Genomic DNA, 17,755 nt, shown 5'->3' on the forward strand with positions numbered 1-17,755 from the left:
CCCCATGACCTCACTCACAAGAGACCTGCTGAAGCTGACCCCCTTGCAGCGCGACCGTCTGGACGTGCTGTTCCTGGCGCAGTACGCGCCGGAGCCCGGTGCGCCGAGGCCCGGCATGCACCCGGAGCACGGCGTGCTCCCGCGCTACAACCACGAGCTGTTCCACACGCTGACGGAGCTGGGGCTGCGGTGTTCGCCCTGCCGCGCGCTGGAGGACCTGGTCCACCTGCGCAGCGAACCCAACTACGTCTTCACGCTGCTCAACCGCGCGCCGTTCCGCAGCTCGGAGGTCTTCACGTCGGCGTTCTGCGAGTGGCTGGAGGTGCCCTATCTTGGCGCGCCGCCCAACATCCGCGCGCTGGCGGAGGACAAGCACCTCACCAAGCTGATGGCGCGGGCCCTGGGCATCCCCACGGCCCCGTGGCTCGTCTGTCCGGCGGAGGGACCGCTCCCCGCCGCGCCGGAGTTCCCCGGCCCCTGGTTCGTCAAGCCGCGGTTCGGCGCCGCGTCCGTGGGCATCACCGAGGACAGCATCCAGGAGACGGAGGCCGGGCTGCACGCGCGCCTGCGCTACTTCCAGAACCTGGGCCAGTCCTGCCTCGTGGAGGCCCTCATCCCCGGCGTGGACCTCACGGTGCCGGTGCTGGGCGGGCCGGAGCCCATCGTGTTGGGGGTCGCGGAGGAGACGTCCGCGCTGCCGCACGGCATCGTCACCCACCGGCAGAAGCGGCTGCTGGACGGAGGCCGTGAGCGCCGGCTGGTGGCGCCGGGGCAGCTGGCGGACCAGCTGCGCGAGCACGCGCTGAAGCTGTGTGGCGCGGTGATGGAGTTCGACTACCTGCGCGTCGACTTCCGCCTGCACCGGGACACCGGGGAGCTGTTCCTGCTGGAGTTCAACATCGGCTGCAACCTGGGCAGCCACGCGGCGGTGATGTTCCTCGCGCGGCAGGCGGGGTTCAGCCAGGCGGATGTCATCGAGCACATCGTCCGGCACAGCCTGGACCGGCAGCACCGGCTGTGGAACGCGGCGTCCTTCAGGACGGCGCGGGAGGCGGAGCGATGAGCCGCCCGGCACTCCTCGCGGCGATGGTGCTGCTGGCGGCGGCCTCCGCCTCCGCCGCGCCGTACCGCGTCTTCATGGTGCTGCACCGGGCCGGCGCGGAGACGGACCAGGGCTTCAAGGACTACCTGCACAGCGCCGGGCTGGAGGTGGCGTTCACGGTCCGCAACATCGAGGGAGACGCCAGCCGGCTGCCGGCCATCGTCCAGGAGATCCGCGCGAAGCGCCCGGACCTCGTCTACGCGCAGAGCACGCTGGTGACACAGGGGCTCGTGGGCCAGCTGGGAGAGACGGACGCGCCCCCGCGCATCACCGACATCCCGGTCGTCTTCGCCATGGTGGCGGATCCGGTCAGCGCGGGCCTGGTGGAGAAACTGGAGAGCTCCGGACGCAACCTGACGGGCGCCATCCACGTGGCCTCGCTGCCCGTCCAGCTCAAGGCCATGCAGTCCTTCATGCCGCTCAAGCGGCTGGGCGTCGCGTACAACCCGGCGGAGCTGTCCCAGCGCACCATGTTCGACCGGCTCTCGCAGCTCACCGCCCAGGCCGGCATCGAGTTGGTGGCCGTGGATCCGCTCGGCCCGGATGGGAAGCCGGACCCGGAGCGGCTGCCCAAGATGATGCAGCGGCTGGCGGCCCGGCGGCCGGACCTGGTGTACCTGCCGCCGGTGAACTTCTTCGCGCCGCACAGCCAGCTCTTGATGAGCGAAGCGCTGAGACTGGGACTGCCGACCTTCTGCGCCATCGAGGTGCAGCTGGAGGCGGGCGGCATGATGGGGCTGGTGGCGCCCTTCTACAACGTGGGGGGGCTCGCGGGCTTCAAGGCCGCGCAGATCCTCCGGGACCGCCGGCCGCCCTCGCAGATTCCCATTGAAGCGCTGTCGCGCTTCTCCTTCGAGGTGAACATGCCGGCCGCGCACGCGCTGGGCCTGTACCCGCCCATGCACATCCTCAGGTACGCGAGGATGCGGGAGCGGTAGGGCGGGGGCACTCCATCGCGTCGACGTGGAGCAGCTCCCGCATCAGGTCGAGCACCAGCTGCTGCGCCAGGTCCTGACCGATGGCGTGGGAGAAGCGGACCGCCAGCCGCCAGGCCTCCTGGCGGTGCACGAGCGTCGAGGGCGCCAGCGCGAGCGCGGTCAGCTGCTGGCGCAGGGAATCCAGGGGCCAGGCCGCCTGCGCGCCAAAGGCGTTCCGGCAAAGCAGCTGCCCGGCCAGCTCCCGCAGGTGGGCCATGTCCTCCTGCGCCCGCCCCAGCGCGGTCACCTCCGCTTCGGTGAGGCGGACCTCCAGCCCCGCCGTCAACAGCACGGCCTCCAGCACCCGCGCGTGCAGGAGGGAGGCGGGCTCCGCCGCGAGCACGAGCGGAGAGACCCCGTCCGCGAGGCCCCGGCGCATGTCGCGCACCTGGGCGGGCGTCAATCCCAGCTCGCGGGAGAGCTGGGCCAGGGGCAGCTCCGCCGCTCCGGGGTGTCCGGAGTCCGCGGTCGCGGTCCGCAGCGCCAGCCCGAAGGCCAGCAGGCGGTTGGGGCCCTCCGGCAGCCGCGCGCGCAGCGACGCATAGAGGGCTTCGCCTTCCAGCGCGCCCTGTCCGCGTGGCGTCCGAGACAGGCGCTCCGCGAGCAGTGCGACGTCGAACAGCGCGGAGTCCCGCGCTTCACAAGCCTTCAAGATGTCCGTTCGGATCATGCCGCCAGGACGGCGCGGACAAACCGGCTGTGATTCCCCTGAAAATAAAAGAGGCCTCACGGGGCGGTGTGCCCCATGAGGCCTGCCAGAGTCACCGGCGCCAGGCCGGGTCCTCCCGTCTGCTTCGGCTACTTGAGGGTCCGGTTGACGCGCTTCACCTCGTGGTCGTGCACCGTCACGGCGTCGAGGATGAGGTTGGCGTAGGCCTGGGCCGCGGTGGCCGGCGTCTTGTTCACCCCGCGCGGGCCGTTGAGGTACAGGTCGAGCGCGGCCACGCTGGCGGTCCAGTCGGCGTTCAGCTGGGCCGGGGCCTTCTTCAGGCACTGGAGCCCGGCGTCGATGATGGACTTGCAGTAGGCCTGCCACTGCGCGTTGCACGCTTGCCAGGCCTTGTGCTGCGTGGTGGTGGGGTTGGCGGGCGGGTACAGGGGGCTCCAGGACTCGCCGCGGCCCAGGTGCGTCGAGGATGCCGCGTGGCCGGTGGCCTCCATGAAGATGCTGCACGGGAAGCACGAGGCAAGCTTCGTGGTCTTGTTGCCCACGGCAATCTCATACGGCGTGCCCGGGTTGTAGGGCGTCTTCTTGTTCGGGCTGGTGTCGTTGGCCAGCTGGTGCACGTGCACGTCGTAGATGGCCTGGATCATCCCGTGCGTATACGCGCAGATGTCGCGGTTGCGCTGGGGCGCCGGGCCCTCGAAGTGCATGCCCCACTGCTTGAGGCCCTGCTTCGACTCGTCCGGGTCCACGTGGTCCTGCATCGCGGTGGTGAGGATCATTCCCCAGGTCTTGTCCGGAGGCGCCTCCGGCGGATGCCACCGCCGCCCGTACGCGTCGTCGAACGGAACGGTGTGCTGGAAGGTGCTCATCAACCCGGTCTGCCCATCCGTCCGGCCGTCGATGAACCCCGTGTAGGCGCCGCGTCCCTGGTAGCCCAGCTGACCCGCGGTGGCCGGGTCGGTGGCCAGCTGGAACAGCTTCGCGGCGTACCCGTCCGGCAGCGGCGGGTTGTAACGGTAGGCGTCGGCGGGGTTCTTGTCGCCGGTGCCTCCGGCGATGCGGCCGCCCGTCGTCCAGATGGGCGTCGTGCCCAGCTCCACCTTCTGCTCGGGCTTGAGCCCCGTGGCGTGCAGCAGCTGGTTGATCTTCTCGATGGTGGAGATGTGGAGGGCGACGCTCTCCGTCTGCTCGCGCAGCTCCTTCTTGTCCAGCTTCTGGGCGTCCTGCACCTCGAAGTCGATGCGCGCGTGCCGCTTGTTCACGTCCGCGTTCGTGAGGCGGCTCCACGCCCACCCGACGACCGCCGCCGTCATGATGACGTCCGCGTCCCTATCGCTGCGCGTTTCCGGGCTCAGGATGCCCTGCTGCTTCACCAGGCTCATCGAAGACCTCTCCCTCTGGAGCTTTGAGCGCCCGCTCCAACAGGCGTGGCTCCAGGACGCGGAACGGCCACCGGTTGTGAAGGCGGCTAGACTCCCTGCATGCCCTCCATCACCTTCCGCCACGCCACGGCCACGGACCTGCCCACCATCCTCACGCTGCTCGCGGACGACGCCATCGCGCAGTCACGCACCGGCTATGCCGAGGCCGTGACTCCCGCCATCCAGGCCGCGTTCGACGAAATCACCGCTGACCCGAACAACGAGGTCATCGTGGGCGAGCAGGACGGGCAGGTCGTCGCCACGCTCCATCTCACGTACATCCCGGGCCTGGGCCGCGGCGGGCTCAAGCGGGCGCTGGTGGAGGAGGTGCGCGTGCGCGCGGACCTGCGGGGACAGCGCATCGGTGAGGCGTTGATGGCGGACGCGATGGAGCGCTCCCGGGCCAGGGGCTGCGCGCTGATCCAGCTCACCACCGACAAGCGACGCCACGAAGCCCAGCGCTTCTACGCGCGGCTGGGGTTCGTGGCGAGCCACGAGGGCATGAAGCGCCCACTCTGAACAGGGGGCCGCGAAGCTTCTCGGGGCCAGGGGGCGCATGCTAACGATGGGTGCGTGCGCAACCGTCTCGGTCTGGAGATGAAATGACGTTCGTACCGCTTCTTGTGGTCCTCGCATCGACAGCGTCCGCGGGTGACGTGCCGCGTTCGGGCTATTTCGGCGCGGGAGTCAATCTGGAGCCCCTGGCAGTGGGGCCCATGCAGGCTTTCTCGGGCGGACGGGTGGCGGTAGGCATCAGCCTTCAGGCCGCGCTCCAAGTGGATCTCGGTTCTCGGTGGGCGTTCCGCCTGCCGCTGGAGGTCGGGGTCGGCGGCTCCGGGGATGCCACCTTCTCCGAGGTGGGCCTCACCCCGGGACTGCTCTACCGCTGGCGCAGTGACGCAGCCCAGCGATGGGTTCCGTACCTGGGTGCCGGGCTGAAGCTCGGAGTCGCGGGGGCGGGTAGGGAGTTCCTGGGGCTCCCGCTCGTCACCACCGTGCAATCGCTCGACTTCGACTTCGATGATTTCGATGATGATGGAGATGGAGATGGAGGCAGCGAGTCGGATCCCAACTTCGAGTCGCGCCTGGGCGCCTTCCCGGAAGTCTGGGCCGGGGTGGAGTGGCACCCCAACCGATGGTTCGCGCTCAACCTGGGCGCTGCCTACACCTACGTGCGGCTGCTCGGCAGGAACGTTCATCTGCTGCATGAACGGGTGGGCGTGAGGTTCTCCCTCTAGCGCCCAGCGCCCTCTCCGAACGGCTACTTCTGGAAGGCGGCGGGGTCCATGAAGAAGGACTCCCACTGGTGGCCGTCCAGGTCCTCGAAGCTGCGCTGGTACATGAAGCCCTGGTCCATCTTCTCCTTGGTCTCGCGTGCACCCGCCGCCAGCGCCTTCTCCATCAGCGTGTCGACCGCGGCACGGCTGTCCGCCGTCAGGGCGATGATGACCTCGGTGGACTTCTTCGCGTCCGAGATCTCCTTCTGGATGAAGCCCTTGAAGAAGGGCTTCACCAGCAGCATCACGTAGATGTCCTCGCTGATGACCATGCACGTGGCGTTGGCGTCGGTGAACTGGGGGTTGAACGAATAGCCCAGCTTCGTGAAGAACCCGACCGCGCGGTCCAGCGACTCGACGGGGAGGTTGACGAAGATCTTGCTGCCCATGGTGCGTCTCCTGGCGGAAGAAAGTGGATGAGGTGAACGTCGCCTTCATCCACGCGACGAACACGCCTTCGCCGGATCGACACCGGATTTATTTTTCCGCGCGCTCCCGCCAACCCACCGGAATCACAGCAGCTTGCCGGGGTTGAGCAGGCCCAGCGGATCAAGCGCGCCCTTGATTGTCTGGTGCAGGCGCAGCGTCTCCGGCCCCAGCTGGGCGCCCAGGAAGCCGCGCTTGAGTGAACCCACACCGTGCTCGCCCGTGATGGTGCCTCCCAGGGCCAGCGCCGCGTGCAGGATGGCGTCGAACGCTTCCTTCGCCCGCGTCAGCGCCGCCGCATCCTTCCGGTCGAAGACGACGGTGGGGTGCATGTTCCCATCGCCCGCGTGCCCGAACGTCCCGATGAGCACCCCATGCCGCACCGCGATGCGCTCCACCTCCGCGAGCAGCTCCGGGATGCGCACCACCGGCACGCCCACGTCATCCAGCAACGTGGCCCCGCGCTGCTCCAGCGCTGGGAAGGCGAAGCGCCGGGCGCCCATGAGCAGCTCGCCTTCGAGCTCATCGGCGGTGCTCATCACGGAGGTCGCTCCAGCGCGTTCGCAGGACGCGGCCATCAGCGCCAGCTCCTCCTCTCCCTGCGGGCCTCCCGCATCGGAGCGCGCCAGGAGCAGGGCCTCGGCGTTGACGTCCAGGCCCATGGGCTTCCAGGCCTCCACGGCGCGCACGGTCGTGCGGTCCATCAGCTCCAGCAGGGAAGGGCGCGTGCGTTCCATGATGTCGCAGACCGCCGTGCCCGCGCTCACGAGCGTGGGGAACGCGGCCACCAGCGTCGTCGCCTTCGGCGGCCGGGGCCGCAGCCGCAGCGTGGCCTCGGTGAGGACGCCCAGCGTGCCCTCGGAGCCGACGAAGAGGCGCGTCAGGTCATAGCCCGCCACGTTCTTCACCGTCCGCCCGCCGGTGCGCACCACGGTGCCATCCGCGAGCACCGCCTCCAGCCCCAGCACCGCGTCGCCCGTCACGCCATACTTCACGCAGCACAGGCCTCCCGCGTTGGTGGCTAGGTTGCCGCCGATGGAGGAGAACTCCCAGCTCGCGGGATCCGGCGCGTACCAGAGTCCCTGCTCCGCGGCGGCGGCCTTCACCGCGCCATTGAGCGCCCCGGGCTGGACGACAGCCAGCATGCCGCGCCGGTCCACCTCCAGGATGCGGTTCATCCGCATGAGCGACAGGACGATGCAGCCCTCGCTCGCGTTCGCGCCGCCCGACAGCCCCGAGCCCGCGCCCCGAGGCACCACCGGCACGCGCAGCGCCGTGGCCACGCGGAGCACGGCCTGGACCTCGGATGTAGATGCGGGCCGCACCAGCACCCGCGGCATGCCCGAGGGTGCCCACTCCGCCTGGTCGTTCCGGTGCGCCGCCAGCACATCCGGATCCGTGATGACCGCCTCCGCTGGCAGCACCTCCGCCAGCGCCCGCTCCACGTCGACCTTCATGAGGGCCTCCCAGGCTCCGGAACGTGAACGCCGGGCCGGCCGCCCGTCATCCGTTTCCTGACTCCGGACCTCCAGCTTGCCTCGGTGCCGGGGGCGCTTCACCCAGGACCTGCGCCAGGAACGTCCGCAAGGCGGCGTCCGCGCGTCCGGCTGCGACGGGATGGTGCTGGATGCCCACCTCGGGTCGCTGGGCGCCGGGAAAGGTGAAGGCGTGCATCGCGTGGCCGTAGGCCTGGAGCTGCCAGTCCGCGCCCGCCTCGGTCAGCTCCCGGGCAATGGCCAGCACCGCGTCGGGCTTCGCGGTCGGATCCTCCCAGCCATGCAGCAGGAGGATGCTCGCGGAGATGGGCGATTGGGGCCCGAGGCGCGGCGGATGCAGCATTCCATGGACGCTCACCGCGCCCCTCAATCCCTCCGGAGCCGCGCGAGCGAGGTCGAGGGCGCAGAGGCCTCCGAAGCAATAGCCCAGCACCGCGACGCGCTCCGGGTCCACGCGCGGATGACGCCTCGCCGCATCCAAAGCCGCTCGCATGCGCCGGCGCAGCAGCGCCCGGTCCTCCATGAAGGGCCCCATGAGGTGCGAGTTGTCCCCCATCACTTCTCCCCGGACGCCCTTCCCATACACATCCAGGGCGAAGCCCACGTAGCCCTGCGCCGCGAACCGGTCCGCCATCGCGCGGATGACGGCGTTCTGCCCATCCCATGCATGGGCAATCAGGACACAGGGGCGCGGGCCGTCGTGGGCGGAGTCATGGGCGACGTACCCTTCACAGAGGGTCTCCCCGTCGGCGTAGTCGAAGGTTTCGGCATGGAGGCGCATGGTGGACGCCACGCTGCCCTGGCCGCGCTCCCGCCGTCTTGAACGAATGCGACACGCGCTCAGAGGAAATGCGCGAGCGCCGCGGCCGCGTCTTCCCGGCGGGGGTTGAAGTAGTCCGCCATCATGGAGCGCTGCGTCCGCTCGAACCGTCCGGGCGTCAGGCCCAGGTAGCGGCGCCACATCCGGATGCGATGGGCTTGATCGCTGAACCCTTCGAGCGGGTCCCCCTGTCCCGTCTGTGCCGCGAGCAGGCTGGTGTGGATCCGCTCCAGCGCGAGCAACTGCCGGGGAGAGTGACCGGCGTGCTCCTGGAACCCGCGCTCCAGCTGCCGCGTGGACACGTCCACCGCCCGCGCCGCGGCCTCCACGCGCGACGTGCGGAGCAACACGTCCCAGGCCCGCGCGAGCCGTTCGGTTTCAGGAAGAGGCTTCGTCGAAGCCAGCCGCCCGAGCAGCCACGCATCCAGGCGCGCGGCGACCTGGCGGGGTTCCCACGCGGCCGACAGGTCCTCCAGGAGCCACCGGGTCTGCCCATCGCCCAGCACCGAGCCCAGCTCCAGCAGGTCATCGCCCGTGTGCCGCCCGCTCGCGGGGAAGAGGCGCGCGAGTCCCGCCGGCTTCAGCATGACCATCACGAAGGCGCAGCCCTCCCCGGAGCGCCATTCGCGGCGGCGGGATTGGATGCCCAGGAGCGAGGCGCGCGGTGCTCCCGCCGCGAAGTCGCTGGTGCACGGCCTGCCGAAGTTGAGGGTCACCACCGCCGTCGGTGACGGAGAGGTCTGGATGGGGTGGCCTGCGTAGGCGCCCTTCAGGTCCTGGATGAACCAGTAGCCCAGCACCAGGGCGGACAGCGGCGCGGCGGGAGCCTGCTTGAGGAAGTGCACGGTGGGTCCTGGCCTCCACGCGGACCAGCGTAGTCCCCCTTCGCCGGAGGATTCAGGGGATGATGGGGCCCGGATGAAGACCCGAACAGACGAGGCGGACCTCATCCGGACCCTGACGTACCTGGAGGGGCCACGTCCCGGATGCCTGCCCACCCGGCTGGCGAATCCCTTCCACGTGACGCCTCCCGGTCCCTGGGGGCTCCAGGCGGTGGAGGCGCTCCAGCACCGGCTGCGGCAGGACCCTGCCTACCGCGAAGCCCTGTGGCGGCCGACTCGGGGAAAGATGTTCGGCGTGCTGGTGGTCGCGACGCCGGATGGACGGGTGGGCTTCCTGAGCGCGTTCTCCGGGATGCTGGCCGGCACGTGGACCGGGGAGGGCTTCGTGCCGCCGCTGTTCGACCAGGTGGCTCGCGACGCGTTCTGGCCCGCGGGGGAGGCGGAGCTGGCCGCGCTGGAACAACGGCATGCGGAGCTGTGCCGGGACGCCGGGACACTGCGCGCGCGAGGCGCCGTTCATGCGCTCCAGGAAGTGGAAGCTAAACGGGCGGAAGTGGAGCACGTGCGCGCCGAATGCTCCCGGGCCCTGTGGCGGCAGGTGACCCAGGGATATGTCATTCCCAATGCGCGCGGCGAAACCCAGACACTGGCGTCGCTGTTCGCGCCAAAGCCTCCCCCCGGAGGCGCGGGGGACTGCGCGGCGCCCAAGCTCCTGGCATATGCCTTTCGCCAGGGGCTCACGCCGCTCGAGCTCATCGAGTTCTGGTGGGGGGCGCCGCCGCTCGGTGGCCACCGGGAGTCCGGCGCGTACTACCCGGCGTGTGACAACAAATGCGGCACGGTGCTGCCGTACATGTTGCAGGGATTGGAGGTGGAGCTGCCGTCTTCCACCGCGCCCGCCAACGACGGGCCGCGCGTGCTCCATGAGGACCCGTGGCTGCTCGTGGCGGACAAGCCCGTGGGGCTGCCCACGCTTCCCGGACGGCATGCGCCCACGCGCGACTCGGTGCTCGTCCACCTCCAGCCCCGGTTCCCGGACCTGTCCAGCGCCTGGTTCCTCCACGACCTGGAGCCCGAGGCCTCTGGCCTTCTGCTGATCACACGAGACCCCCAGACCCGTGCCGCGCTCCAGCGCCAGTTCTCCCGGAGCGAGGCGGAGCACCGCCACGTCGCTTGGCTCGAGGGCCGCGTGGAGGGAGACGCTGGCATCATCGACCTGCCGCTGCGCTCGACGGCGCACGCCTCCCTGGAGGACTGCGTCGACGCTCGCCACGGCAAGCGGACCGTGAGCACCTGGCGGGTCCTCCGTCGCGAGGCGGCCCGGACCCGGGTGGAATTCATTCCAACGACCCATCTGCCCCACGCGTTGCGTATCCATGCAGCGCATCGGCTGGGGCTGGGAGTTCCCATCGCCGGCGATGCGCGCTTGGGACGAGAGGACGCACGGCTGATGCTCCATGCCGAGGCGCTGGCCTTCGTGCATCCACGCACGGGCGAGCGTCTGGCATTCACATCACCCGCGCCTTTCTGACGCAGGACCGCTGGGATTGTTTGATCAATCCCAGGCCCTGCGGAAACCAAGCGGCAGGGAAGGGCGGGAAGGCCCTTCGTGAACAGACATCCCCATCTTGGAGCGGAACCCCATGACCCACGCACGCAAGAACCCCCGCCGGAACTCCCTCCTCGCAGGCCTCCTGCTGGCCGCGACGGCGCTGACGGGCTGCGGAACAGGCGACATCAATCGCAAATACCAGGGGACGTACGACCTGCAACTCCAGCTCGACAGCGGCGCGAAGCAAGCGCAGGGGAAGCTGGACGTGGGCTTCAACGTCTACAACGACTCCGACGCCGTCGTGACGATGAACGCGCTGAAGTGCTCTCTCTCCGCCAGCTACTCCACCCTCACCGAGCCCGGCGCGGAAGGCGGCAAGGTGGAAGTCGAGTACCTGAGCGACGTGCGCCCCGATCAAGTGCACGCGTGCCCGGTGCCCGCGGAGTTCGGAGAGAACCTCTGGCTGGACTTCCGCCTGGGCCTGGGCCGCGTCGAGAACCACCAGCTCACCATCGACTACAATGGCACCGTGGTGAGGGGCACCTTCGATGAGGTCGCGAACGGCCAGGCCACCCGCGCGGGGACCTTCGGCTACACGTTCCTGGGGGACGAGGTGGAGTTGCCCTGAACCACCGGGCGCAATCCCGACGTCCACCGCGCGACACCCGATGTGGCCTTCGCCGACAGCCACCTCCGGCTCGGGTCGCGGTGGGCGTCGGATGCCATGCACCGGCCCGGACCCCTCCTACCGGGTGATTGCGATATTCCAGCGTTGCGCGCATACCCTGAATTTCGCGAAGCAGGGGGGACGCGGTCGTGCTCAAACTCAAGCCGGAACCGGAACCGGAAGCCTGGATGCCCCTGTCGGGCGACACGGAACGCCACGCCCTGGACCATCCGTGGCCTTCGCCGGAGCAGGGCAGCGTGCGCTTCGTCGTCGGCGACGACTTCTTCCGCCTGGAGCATGACGCCCGGCTGGAGCTGTACCGCGACCTGGCGGAGCGGATGCTCGCCGTCTTCCGCGAGCTCACCCCGCCCGGCGGCTGCCTCTACGCGTTGGACCCGCGGCGCCCCTGCTACCGGCTCGACCCACACGTCCGCTTCGAGGCCGGCGCGACGCTGCAGGAGATGACCGGGCTCTACACGCGCGAGCACATGGAGCAGGTGGAGCGCGGCATCCATCCGCCGTCGTTCGAACCGCGCTGGGCCATGGACGTCCACCCGGCGGGGGACCCTGAACACCTCTTCGCGCCGCCGGACTTCCACTTCGTCTTCGCGGCGCGCTACCGGGTGGGCAACTTCGACGGGCTGGAAGCCCCGGGCCGGGGCCCCATCGAGACGGAGACCTACGAGCTGCTGGGACATCGCCTCATCGCCGCCGTGGACCGCGACCCGCCGGCGCTCTTCCGGCGCGCGCGCAGGCTGGGGCCTGACGACTGAGGTGAACCCGGAACGTCAGGCCGGCCGCGGCACGGTGCGCGGACGGGGCTCACCCTCGTAGTAGAGGCTGGCGCGCCCCTCGCTGTAGACCACGAGCACCCGGTCGTTCTCCTCCAGGAGCCCCGACGTCTTCTGCGTGACCTTGCGGACCAGCGTGTCGAGCTGCGCCGGACCCTGCTTGCTGCTGGCCCGGACCGTGACGACTGGCATTCGGTGTTCCGCTCCTGGTGACCTCCCGCGACGGGCAGAAGGGCGTTTTCGTGTCATAGCCAACGGAACACTTCGTTGACAAGTGCGCCCTGCCACGGTGGATAGGGTCCCATGCTCCACCTCGCTCGCGCCCTGCTGGTCGTCTCGCTTGCCCTGGTCTCCACCTCCGCCGCCGCCCAGTCGCGCGAGGCGGAGGACCTGCGGGGCCACGTGTCGCCCACGCCCGCCTGGCTGCCCCGGGGCGTGTTCCTGGGCACGCAGATCAACAACGGCGCCATCATCCCCAACCTGCGCATCCAGTGGGAGTTCACCATCTTCCAGGACCGCAAGGACGCGTGGATCGCCGTCCTGGAGGGTGGGGTGGGGTGGGCGGCGTCGCTGCCGGAGTCCGCGCTGGAGGGCAGGGGCCTCTACCTGCCGGTGACCTCCTATTATGAGCACACCGCGCAGGTGGGCTTCGGCTACCGCAACCACCTGCCGGGCAAGGTCCACTGGGGCTTCCAGGTGACGGGCGGCCCCACCTTCTATGGCGCCCACTTCACCACCCAGCCCCCGGACCGCCGCGTCGCGGGCACCGTCCAGGGCCGCTTCCAGATTGGCTACCAGCTGCCGCGGGACGTGGGCGTGGGGCTGGCCGCGAGCTACGCGGAGCCCTTCGGCCTGAAGAACCGCAGCTTCGCACGTGACTTCGTGGGTGGCGTGAACATCGGATTTTTCGCGGATTGGCGGTAGAGGCGCGGTACACTCCGTGAGAGCGGCCCCGCCTGCCGGTGCGGGTAGGGTGCCGCGTCCACGTCCATGGCCGAGCTGCTCAGTGCCCACGTCGCGCGCTACCTGCGCAACCGCGAGGAGTTCGAACGGGGCCTCCCCGCAGCGGTCCTCCTCTTCACGCCGCCCCTGAGCGGGGTGACGCCCTCCGACCTGGAGGAGTACCCGCTGCGCACCGTGACGAACGCGGGCCCGCCCACGCTCGGGCAGGACGAACCCGTCGTCTTCCCGCTGCTCAAGTCCCAGGGCAACGCCTTCGGCCGGGGCATCACCGTGGGACGCACGGGCAACAACGACGTCGTCCTGGACGATGGCAGTGTGTCCCGGTTTCACGCGTGGTTTTCGCGGGACACGGGGGATACCGGTTTTCTGCTGACGGATGCGGGCTCGAAGAACGGCTCGTACGTGGCCGGGGGCCGGCTGTTGGCCCGCAAACCCCGGGCGTTGGAGGACGGGATGCGGCTGCGCTTCGGCCAGGTGGAGGTCGGCTTCTACACGGCCGGCGGCTTCACGCGCCTGCTGGCTGTGCGTCTCCAACCCTGAAGCCTTGCCACGTCTTCGGCGGCCTGCGTAACGTGCGGAGTCACCCTCTAGGCATGGATGGGAGCGTTCGCGGTGGCCTTGACCACAGAAGCCTTCGGGCTGACCGATGTCGGCCGGAAACGGCAACACAACGAAGACGCGATGATGGTGGACGCGTCGCTCGGCCTGTTCATGGTCGCCGATGGCATGGGCGGACACGCCGCGGGTGAAGTCGCCAGCGCGCGAGCCACGGAGGTCGTCAAGCAGCACATCGCGGCCAACCGGCACCTGCTCAAGGACCTGGCGCAGAACCCCACCGCGGACAGCCGCTCCGCCGCCGCCGCGCTGGTGGAGGTGGCGGTGCAGCGCGCGTGCGCGGACATCTACCGCACGGCGATGACGGACGCCTCCAAGCGAGGCATGGGCACCACGTTCGTGTGCCTGGCCGTGGGCGGCAACAAGGGCGTCATCGGCCACGTGGGCGACAGCCGCGTGTACCTGGTGCGGCACGGGCAGTGCCACCGGCTCACCGAGGACCACACGCTCGTCGCCGCCCAGCTCAAGGCCGGCACCATCACCAAGGAGCAGGCCGCCACCTCGCAGTACCGCAACGTGATTACGCGCGCGGTGGGCATCCAGGAGTCCGTCCAGGTCGACACGCTCATCGTGGACCTGATGCCCGGCGACGTGTTCCTCCTCTGTTCGGACGGCCTGCACGGCTACGTCGAGGACGAGGAGATATTGCCCCTGGTCGCGGGGCTGCAGCCCGCGGACCTGCCGCGCAAGTTCGTGGAGATCGCCAACGAGCGCGGCGGCAAGGACAACATCACCGCGGTGGTGGTGAAGGTGGCCGGCGACAGCGCGGCGCTCGCCAGCGAGGAGACGAGCGAGGCGCAGTCGCGCATGGAGGCGCTGCGGAAGATCCCGCTCTTCCGCCACCTCACGTACAAGGAACAGACGGCGGTGCTGTCCATCGCCACCACGCGCACCTACCCGGCGGGTCGGGAAATCGTGGTGGAGGGGCAGCCGGGCGAGGAGCTCTTCGTCGTCATCCGGGGCCGGGTGGCCATCGAGAAGAACGGCGTGGAGATCGCGGAGCTGCGCTCGGGCGGCCACTTCGGGGAGATGGGCCTCATCGACAACGCGCCCCGCTCCGCCACCGTGCGCGCCACGGAGCCCACGCGGACCATGGTCATCGCCCGCTCGGACCTGATGGGGCTGATGAAGCGCGAGGCCATCCTCGCGGTGAAGATGCTCTGGAGCTTCGTGCAGGTGCTGAGCGACCGGCTGCGCGCCACCAACTCGGAGCTGAGCGAGGCCCGGCAGGAGCTGGCGGTGGCGCAGGCCATCCAACCGTTCGCCGAGGACTGAAGCAGGGAACCCCAGCGCCCCCCGGGACGTCTTCAACAGGACGCTCTGGAATTTCCCGGGGGAAACCGTCGTTGGGGGGCCGGCCGGCGAGTAATGTCCCGGCCGCGTACACATGCGCAAATGGGTCTTCATCGCGGTGGCCGCCGTGCTGGCCATCACCGCCCTCGTGCTGGGGCCCCGGTGGGGCGCTCCGGCCGCGCGCCCCGGCTCGCCCGTCTCCGCGAATTCCATCCGTCAGGGGATGCCCGCCTTCAACGCCGTGGCGGTGTCGTCCGGCGCGCAGGAGGGGCTGACGCTCACCGGGCGCGTGCTGGACGGCAAGGGCAAGCCGGTGGCGGACGCGGAGGTGTCGCTCGCGGCCTCGGCGGAGCGGACGCTGGCGGACGTGCGCTGCGACGAGTGCGGACTGGCGCTGCTGGCCTGCACCGCGCACGAGACGGCGCTGCACACGCGGGCCTTCTTCGAACAGCAGCAGGGCTTCCTCACGGCGCGCGCCACGGTGCGTACGGACGCGGAGGGGAAGTTCCGCTTCGAACACCTGGCGGGCGTGTCCTTCACCGTCTGGGCGCGCTCGGCGGGCCTGGGCGTGGCGCTCAAGGACCGGGCCGCGCCGGGTGAGGCCGTGGAGCTGTACCTGCCGCCCCTGCGGAGCATCACCGGCACGGTGGTGGATGACTCCGGCCAGCCGAAGCCCGGGGCGCGCGTGCGCGCGGTGTCGCGCAAGGTGCCGCTGCCCTTCGAGGCCGTGGCGGGGGCGGGCGGGGCCTTCACCCTGTCGGGCCTGGGCGAAGGGCCCTTCTACGTGCTCGCGGACGCGGAGGGCTTCCAGCCCGCGGTGGCGCAGCAGGTGGAGGCGGATTCTCAGCCCCTGCGCCTGAAGCTGACGCCGTCGCGCACGCTGGAGGTGCGCGTGACGCGCGACGGGGCGCCTGCGGCGGCGACGGTGCGGCTCAGGGGCGACCACCTGACGCGCGAGGAGCACACGGAGGCGCAGGGCGGGCCGGTGCGCTTCAACGGCCTGTACCCGGACGAGGTGGTGGTGACGGCGGAGGCGCCGGGCTTCGGCTCCGCGCCCCAGACGCTCACGCTGTCGCAGCGGGTGACGCAGGTGACGCTGGTGCTGGAGGCGGCGGGCCGGCTGCTCGTCACGGTGGTGGACGAGGACGGTCAGCCGGTGCCCAACCCGCAGCTGCTCCTGCGCACGGTGGCGGGCGATCTCATCCGCCGCGACGCGGTGCCCACCGGGGCGCTGGCGGAGCTGGGCCCCCTGGCGCCGGGCGAGTACGTGCTGGAGGGGCAGGCGGAGGGCTTCACCGCGGCGCAGCTGCCCGCGCGCGTGACGCAGGGCGAGACGCCGCTGGAGCTGGAGCTGGCGAAGGCCACGGTCATCAGCGGGCAGGTCATCGACGAGTACGGCCGGCCCGCGGCGGGCGTGTCCGTGCTGGTGCAGCCCACCGGCGAGGTGGTGAACGCGGGCGAGGACGGCCGCTTCTCCGCGCAGGTGCCCATGCCCGGGCTCTACACGCTGCACGCGCACCACTCCGAATGGGGCGGCGGCAGCGTGCAGGCGACGGCGCCCGCCACGGACGTGACGCTGTCGCTGGAGGCGAAGGCGGGCGCGGACGTCACCGTGACGAGCGGCGGCCGGCGGGTGGAGGGCGCGGACGTGGTGATGTGGGCGGAGCCGGAGAACATCTTCCGCAGCGACCGTCCCTCGGGACCGGATGGCGTGGTGCCCATGCGCGGGTTGCCGCCGGGGACGTACCAGCTGGTGGCGTCGCATCCGGAGTACCTCCAGTCGGCGCCCCAGTCCGTGACGGTGCAGGACGGGGGGAAGCAGCAGGTGACGGTGGAGCTGGAGGCCGGCGCGCAGCTCACGGGCGACGTGGTGGACGAGGACGGCCAGCCGGTCGTAGGCGCGGCGATGAGCGTGGCGCCGCGCGTGGCGGAGCCGACGCAGTCGGATTCGAGCGGCCACTTCGAGTTCCGCGCGCTGCGGCCGGACCGCACGTACATGGTGGAGGCGCGCCACGCGAGCTACGAGCCGATGGAGCGTCCGCAGGGCAAGCCGGGCGGGCCGCCGGTGCGGGTGAAGATGCGCCGGCGCACGACGTTCCGGGGCCGCGTGGTGGATGACTCCGGCCAGGCGGTGCGCCGCTTCCGCGTGGACGAGCACGACGTGAACAGCCCGGATGGCCGCTTCGAGCTGCCGCTGTCCACGGCGGGCGACCGGCTCATCGTCGCGGTGGACGCGACGGGCTACGAGCCCCAGGTGGTGGATCGCCCGGCGACGCCGCAAGACATGGGCGACATCGTGCTGGTGAAGGCGCCATCGGTGTCCGGCCGCGTGCGTGATGCGTCCGGCGGCGCGGTGCCGGACGCGGTGGTGACGTGCGATGTGTGCGACGGCTCCGTGCTGTCCGGGCCGGACGGCAACTTCACGCTGGCGAGCCCGCCCTTCGTGCCGCGCTTCACGGTGTCCGCGCGCAAGGGCAAGGTGAGCGGGACGGCTGAGGTGCCGCGCGGCAGCACGGCGCCGGTGGAGCTGACCCTCAAGCCCGCGACGCACCTGACGGGCCGGGTGTACTTGGCGGATGGCCAGCCCGCGGCGGGTGCTCAGGTGGAAGGGCTCAACGCGGACCGCAGCGAGTCGGTATCGCTCATCACCGGCGCGGATGGCCGCTACAGCGCGGACCTGTCCCCAGGCAACTACCGCTTCGTGGTGGGCGGGCGCGGGACGGGCCAGCCGGCGGTGGTGGTGCAGGTGGCGGGCACGGACATGACGCTGGACCTGGGACCGGTGCCGGGGTCGGGCTCGGTGACGGTGTTGATCGAGCCGGAGCGGGGCAAGGCGCTGTGGGTGG

Annotated in this window: 18 protein-coding genes; 11 read left to right on the top strand and 7 right to left on the bottom strand. The window is 70.6% G+C overall.

The annotated features are described in order from the left end of the window. On the top strand, nt 1-1,063 hold a 1,063-nt coding region (locus tag D7W81_RS29725), incomplete at its 5' end, for a D-alanine--D-alanine ligase (RefSeq protein WP_147445663.1). Then, on the top strand, nt 1,060-2,040 hold the full coding sequence (locus tag D7W81_RS29730; RefSeq protein ID WP_120558777.1) for an ABC transporter substrate-binding protein: 981 nt from the start codon (nt 1,060-1,062) through the stop codon (nt 2,038-2,040). The genes D7W81_RS29725 and D7W81_RS29730, both read left to right, overlap by 4 nt. Here D7W81_RS29730 and D7W81_RS29735 read toward each other — a convergent pair. Both D7W81_RS29735 and D7W81_RS29740 read right to left on the bottom strand, forming a co-directional pair. Beyond that, complete coding sequence (locus tag D7W81_RS29735; RefSeq protein WP_120558778.1) at nt 2,012-2,749, bottom strand: hypothetical protein; 738 nt, start codon at nt 2,747-2,749, stop codon at nt 2,012-2,014. The two genes, D7W81_RS29730 and D7W81_RS29735, sit on opposite strands and share 29 nt — an antisense overlap. A 128-nt stretch (nt 2,750-2,877) precedes the next feature. Next, on the bottom strand, nt 2,878-4,128 hold the full coding sequence (locus tag D7W81_RS29740; RefSeq protein ID WP_120558779.1) for a hypothetical protein: 1,251 nt from the start codon (nt 4,126-4,128) through the stop codon (nt 2,878-2,880). A 99-nt stretch (nt 4,129-4,227) separates the two neighbouring features. On the opposite strand from D7W81_RS29740, the gene D7W81_RS29745 reads away from it, so the two are divergent. Both D7W81_RS29745 and D7W81_RS29750 read left to right on the top strand, forming a co-directional pair. Next, nucleotides 4,228-4,686: a GNAT family N-acetyltransferase gene (locus tag D7W81_RS29745; protein ID WP_120558780.1), complete on the top strand. Its 459-nt coding sequence runs from the start codon at nt 4,228-4,230 to the stop codon at nt 4,684-4,686. A 197-nt stretch (nt 4,687-4,883) separates the two neighbouring features. Next, a complete protein-coding gene (locus D7W81_RS29750) occupies nt 4,884-5,405 on the top strand; it encodes a hypothetical protein (protein ID WP_147445664.1) in 522 nt (173 codons plus the stop codon). A gap of 23 nt (nt 5,406-5,428) precedes the next feature. Here D7W81_RS29750 and D7W81_RS29755 read toward each other — a convergent pair whose 3' ends face one another. The 4 genes from D7W81_RS29755 to D7W81_RS29770 all read right to left on the bottom strand — a co-directional run bounded on the left by D7W81_RS29755 (nt 5,429) and on the right by D7W81_RS29770 (nt 9,031). Then, complete coding sequence (locus D7W81_RS29755) at nt 5,429-5,833, bottom strand: VOC family protein (RefSeq protein WP_120558782.1); 405 nt, start codon at nt 5,831-5,833, stop codon at nt 5,429-5,431. A gap of 123 nt (nt 5,834-5,956) precedes the next feature. Next, the gene (locus D7W81_RS29760; RefSeq protein ID WP_120558783.1) at nt 5,957-7,327 is read right to left on the bottom strand and encodes an FAD-binding oxidoreductase; all 1,371 of its coding nucleotides are present in this window, start codon (nt 7,325-7,327) and stop codon (nt 5,957-5,959) included. A gap of 46 nt (nt 7,328-7,373) precedes the next feature. Further along, complete coding sequence (locus D7W81_RS29765; protein ID WP_120558793.1) at nt 7,374-8,147, bottom strand: dienelactone hydrolase family protein; 774 nt, start codon at nt 8,145-8,147, stop codon at nt 7,374-7,376. Between the two features lie 59 nt (nt 8,148-8,206). Beyond that, a complete protein-coding gene (locus D7W81_RS29770; RefSeq protein ID WP_120558784.1) occupies nt 8,207-9,031 on the bottom strand; it encodes a helix-turn-helix domain-containing protein in 825 nt (274 codons plus the stop codon). 73 nt (nt 9,032-9,104) lie between these two features. On the opposite strand from D7W81_RS29770, the gene D7W81_RS29775 reads away from it, so the two are divergent. The 3 genes from D7W81_RS29775 to D7W81_RS29785 all read left to right on the top strand — a co-directional run bounded on the left by D7W81_RS29775 (nt 9,105) and on the right by D7W81_RS29785 (nt 12,020). Continuing rightward, complete coding sequence (locus D7W81_RS29775) at nt 9,105-10,559, top strand: RluA family pseudouridine synthase (RefSeq protein WP_120558785.1); 1,455 nt, start codon at nt 9,105-9,107, stop codon at nt 10,557-10,559. Nucleotides 10,560-10,671: 112 nt separating this feature from the next. Further along, nucleotides 10,672-11,208: a hypothetical protein gene (locus D7W81_RS29780; protein WP_120558786.1), complete on the top strand. Its 537-nt coding sequence runs from the start codon at nt 10,672-10,674 to the stop codon at nt 11,206-11,208. 227 nt (nt 11,209-11,435) lie between these two features. After that, entirely contained in the window at nt 11,436-12,020 is a 585-nt protein-coding gene (locus D7W81_RS29785; protein ID WP_120558787.1) for a DUF2716 domain-containing protein, read from the top strand. 15 nt (nt 12,021-12,035) lie between these two features. Here D7W81_RS29785 and D7W81_RS29790 read toward each other — a convergent pair whose 3' ends face one another. Beyond that, nucleotides 12,036-12,230 (bottom strand): hypothetical protein, encoded by a 195-nt coding sequence (locus tag D7W81_RS29790; RefSeq protein ID WP_120558788.1) that lies wholly within the window; start codon nt 12,228-12,230, stop codon nt 12,036-12,038. A gap of 111 nt (nt 12,231-12,341) precedes the next feature. Here D7W81_RS29790 and D7W81_RS29795 point away from each other — a divergent pair, with 111 nt between their 5' ends. The 4 genes from D7W81_RS29795 to D7W81_RS29810 form a co-directional block, all read left to right on the top strand. Then, a complete protein-coding gene (locus tag D7W81_RS29795; protein ID WP_120558789.1) occupies nt 12,342-12,962 on the top strand; it encodes a hypothetical protein in 621 nt (206 codons plus the stop codon). 66 nt (nt 12,963-13,028) lie between these two features. After that, entirely contained in the window at nt 13,029-13,541 is a 513-nt protein-coding gene (locus D7W81_RS29800) for an FHA domain-containing protein (RefSeq protein ID WP_120558790.1), read from the top strand. A 57-nt stretch (nt 13,542-13,598) separates the two neighbouring features. Continuing rightward, nucleotides 13,599-14,891 (top strand): Stp1/IreP family PP2C-type Ser/Thr phosphatase, encoded by a 1,293-nt coding sequence (locus D7W81_RS29805; RefSeq protein WP_120558791.1) that lies wholly within the window; start codon nt 13,599-13,601, stop codon nt 14,889-14,891. 112 nt (nt 14,892-15,003) lie between these two features. Continuing rightward, nucleotides 15,004-17,755 (top strand): carboxypeptidase regulatory-like domain-containing protein (locus tag D7W81_RS29810; protein ID WP_120558792.1); only part of this gene is annotated, 2,752 nt, incomplete at its 3' end.

The sequence above is a fragment of the Corallococcus aberystwythensis genome (assembly GCF_003612165.1).
In the GTDB taxonomy this organism is placed as follows: domain Bacteria; phylum Myxococcota; class Myxococcia; order Myxococcales; family Myxococcaceae; genus Corallococcus; species Corallococcus aberystwythensis.

Bases quoted from the DNA above. Each gene is read 5' to 3' on its own strand.
- D7W81_RS29760 (WP_120558783.1), bottom strand. From the start codon at position 7,327: ATGAAGGTCGACGTGGAGCGGGCGCTGGCGGAGGTGCTGCCAGCGGAG.
- D7W81_RS29785 (WP_120558787.1), top strand. From the start codon at position 11,436: ATGCCCCTGTCGGGCGACACGGAACGCCACGCCCTGGACCATCCGTGG.
- D7W81_RS29750 (WP_147445664.1), top strand. From the start codon at position 4,884: ATGCAGGCTTTCTCGGGCGGACGGGTGGCGGTAGGCATCAGCCTTCAG.
- D7W81_RS29740 (WP_120558779.1), bottom strand. From the start codon at position 4,128: ATGAGCCTGGTGAAGCAGCAGGGCATCCTGAGCCCGGAAACGCGCAGC.
- D7W81_RS29775 (WP_120558785.1), top strand. From the start codon at position 9,105: ATGAAGACCCGAACAGACGAGGCGGACCTCATCCGGACCCTGACGTAC.
- D7W81_RS29800 (WP_120558790.1), top strand. From the start codon at position 13,029: ATGGCCGAGCTGCTCAGTGCCCACGTCGCGCGCTACCTGCGCAACCGC.
- D7W81_RS29780 (WP_120558786.1), top strand. From the start codon at position 10,672: ATGACCCACGCACGCAAGAACCCCCGCCGGAACTCCCTCCTCGCAGGC.
- D7W81_RS29755 (WP_120558782.1), bottom strand. From the start codon at position 5,833: ATGGGCAGCAAGATCTTCGTCAACCTCCCCGTCGAGTCGCTGGACCGC.
- D7W81_RS29745 (WP_120558780.1), top strand. From the start codon at position 4,228: ATGCCCTCCATCACCTTCCGCCACGCCACGGCCACGGACCTGCCCACC.
- D7W81_RS29730 (WP_120558777.1), top strand. From the start codon at position 1,060: ATGAGCCGCCCGGCACTCCTCGCGGCGATGGTGCTGCTGGCGGCGGCC.
- D7W81_RS29735 (WP_120558778.1), bottom strand. From the start codon at position 2,749: ATGATCCGAACGGACATCTTGAAGGCTTGTGAAGCGCGGGACTCCGCG.
- D7W81_RS29765 (WP_120558793.1), bottom strand. From the start codon at position 8,147: ATGCGCCTCCATGCCGAAACCTTCGACTACGCCGACGGGGAGACCCTC.
- D7W81_RS29805 (WP_120558791.1), top strand. From the start codon at position 13,599: ATGGGAGCGTTCGCGGTGGCCTTGACCACAGAAGCCTTCGGGCTGACC.
- D7W81_RS29790 (WP_120558788.1), bottom strand. From the start codon at position 12,230: ATGCCAGTCGTCACGGTCCGGGCCAGCAGCAAGCAGGGTCCGGCGCAG.
- D7W81_RS29795 (WP_120558789.1), top strand. From the start codon at position 12,342: ATGCTCCACCTCGCTCGCGCCCTGCTGGTCGTCTCGCTTGCCCTGGTC.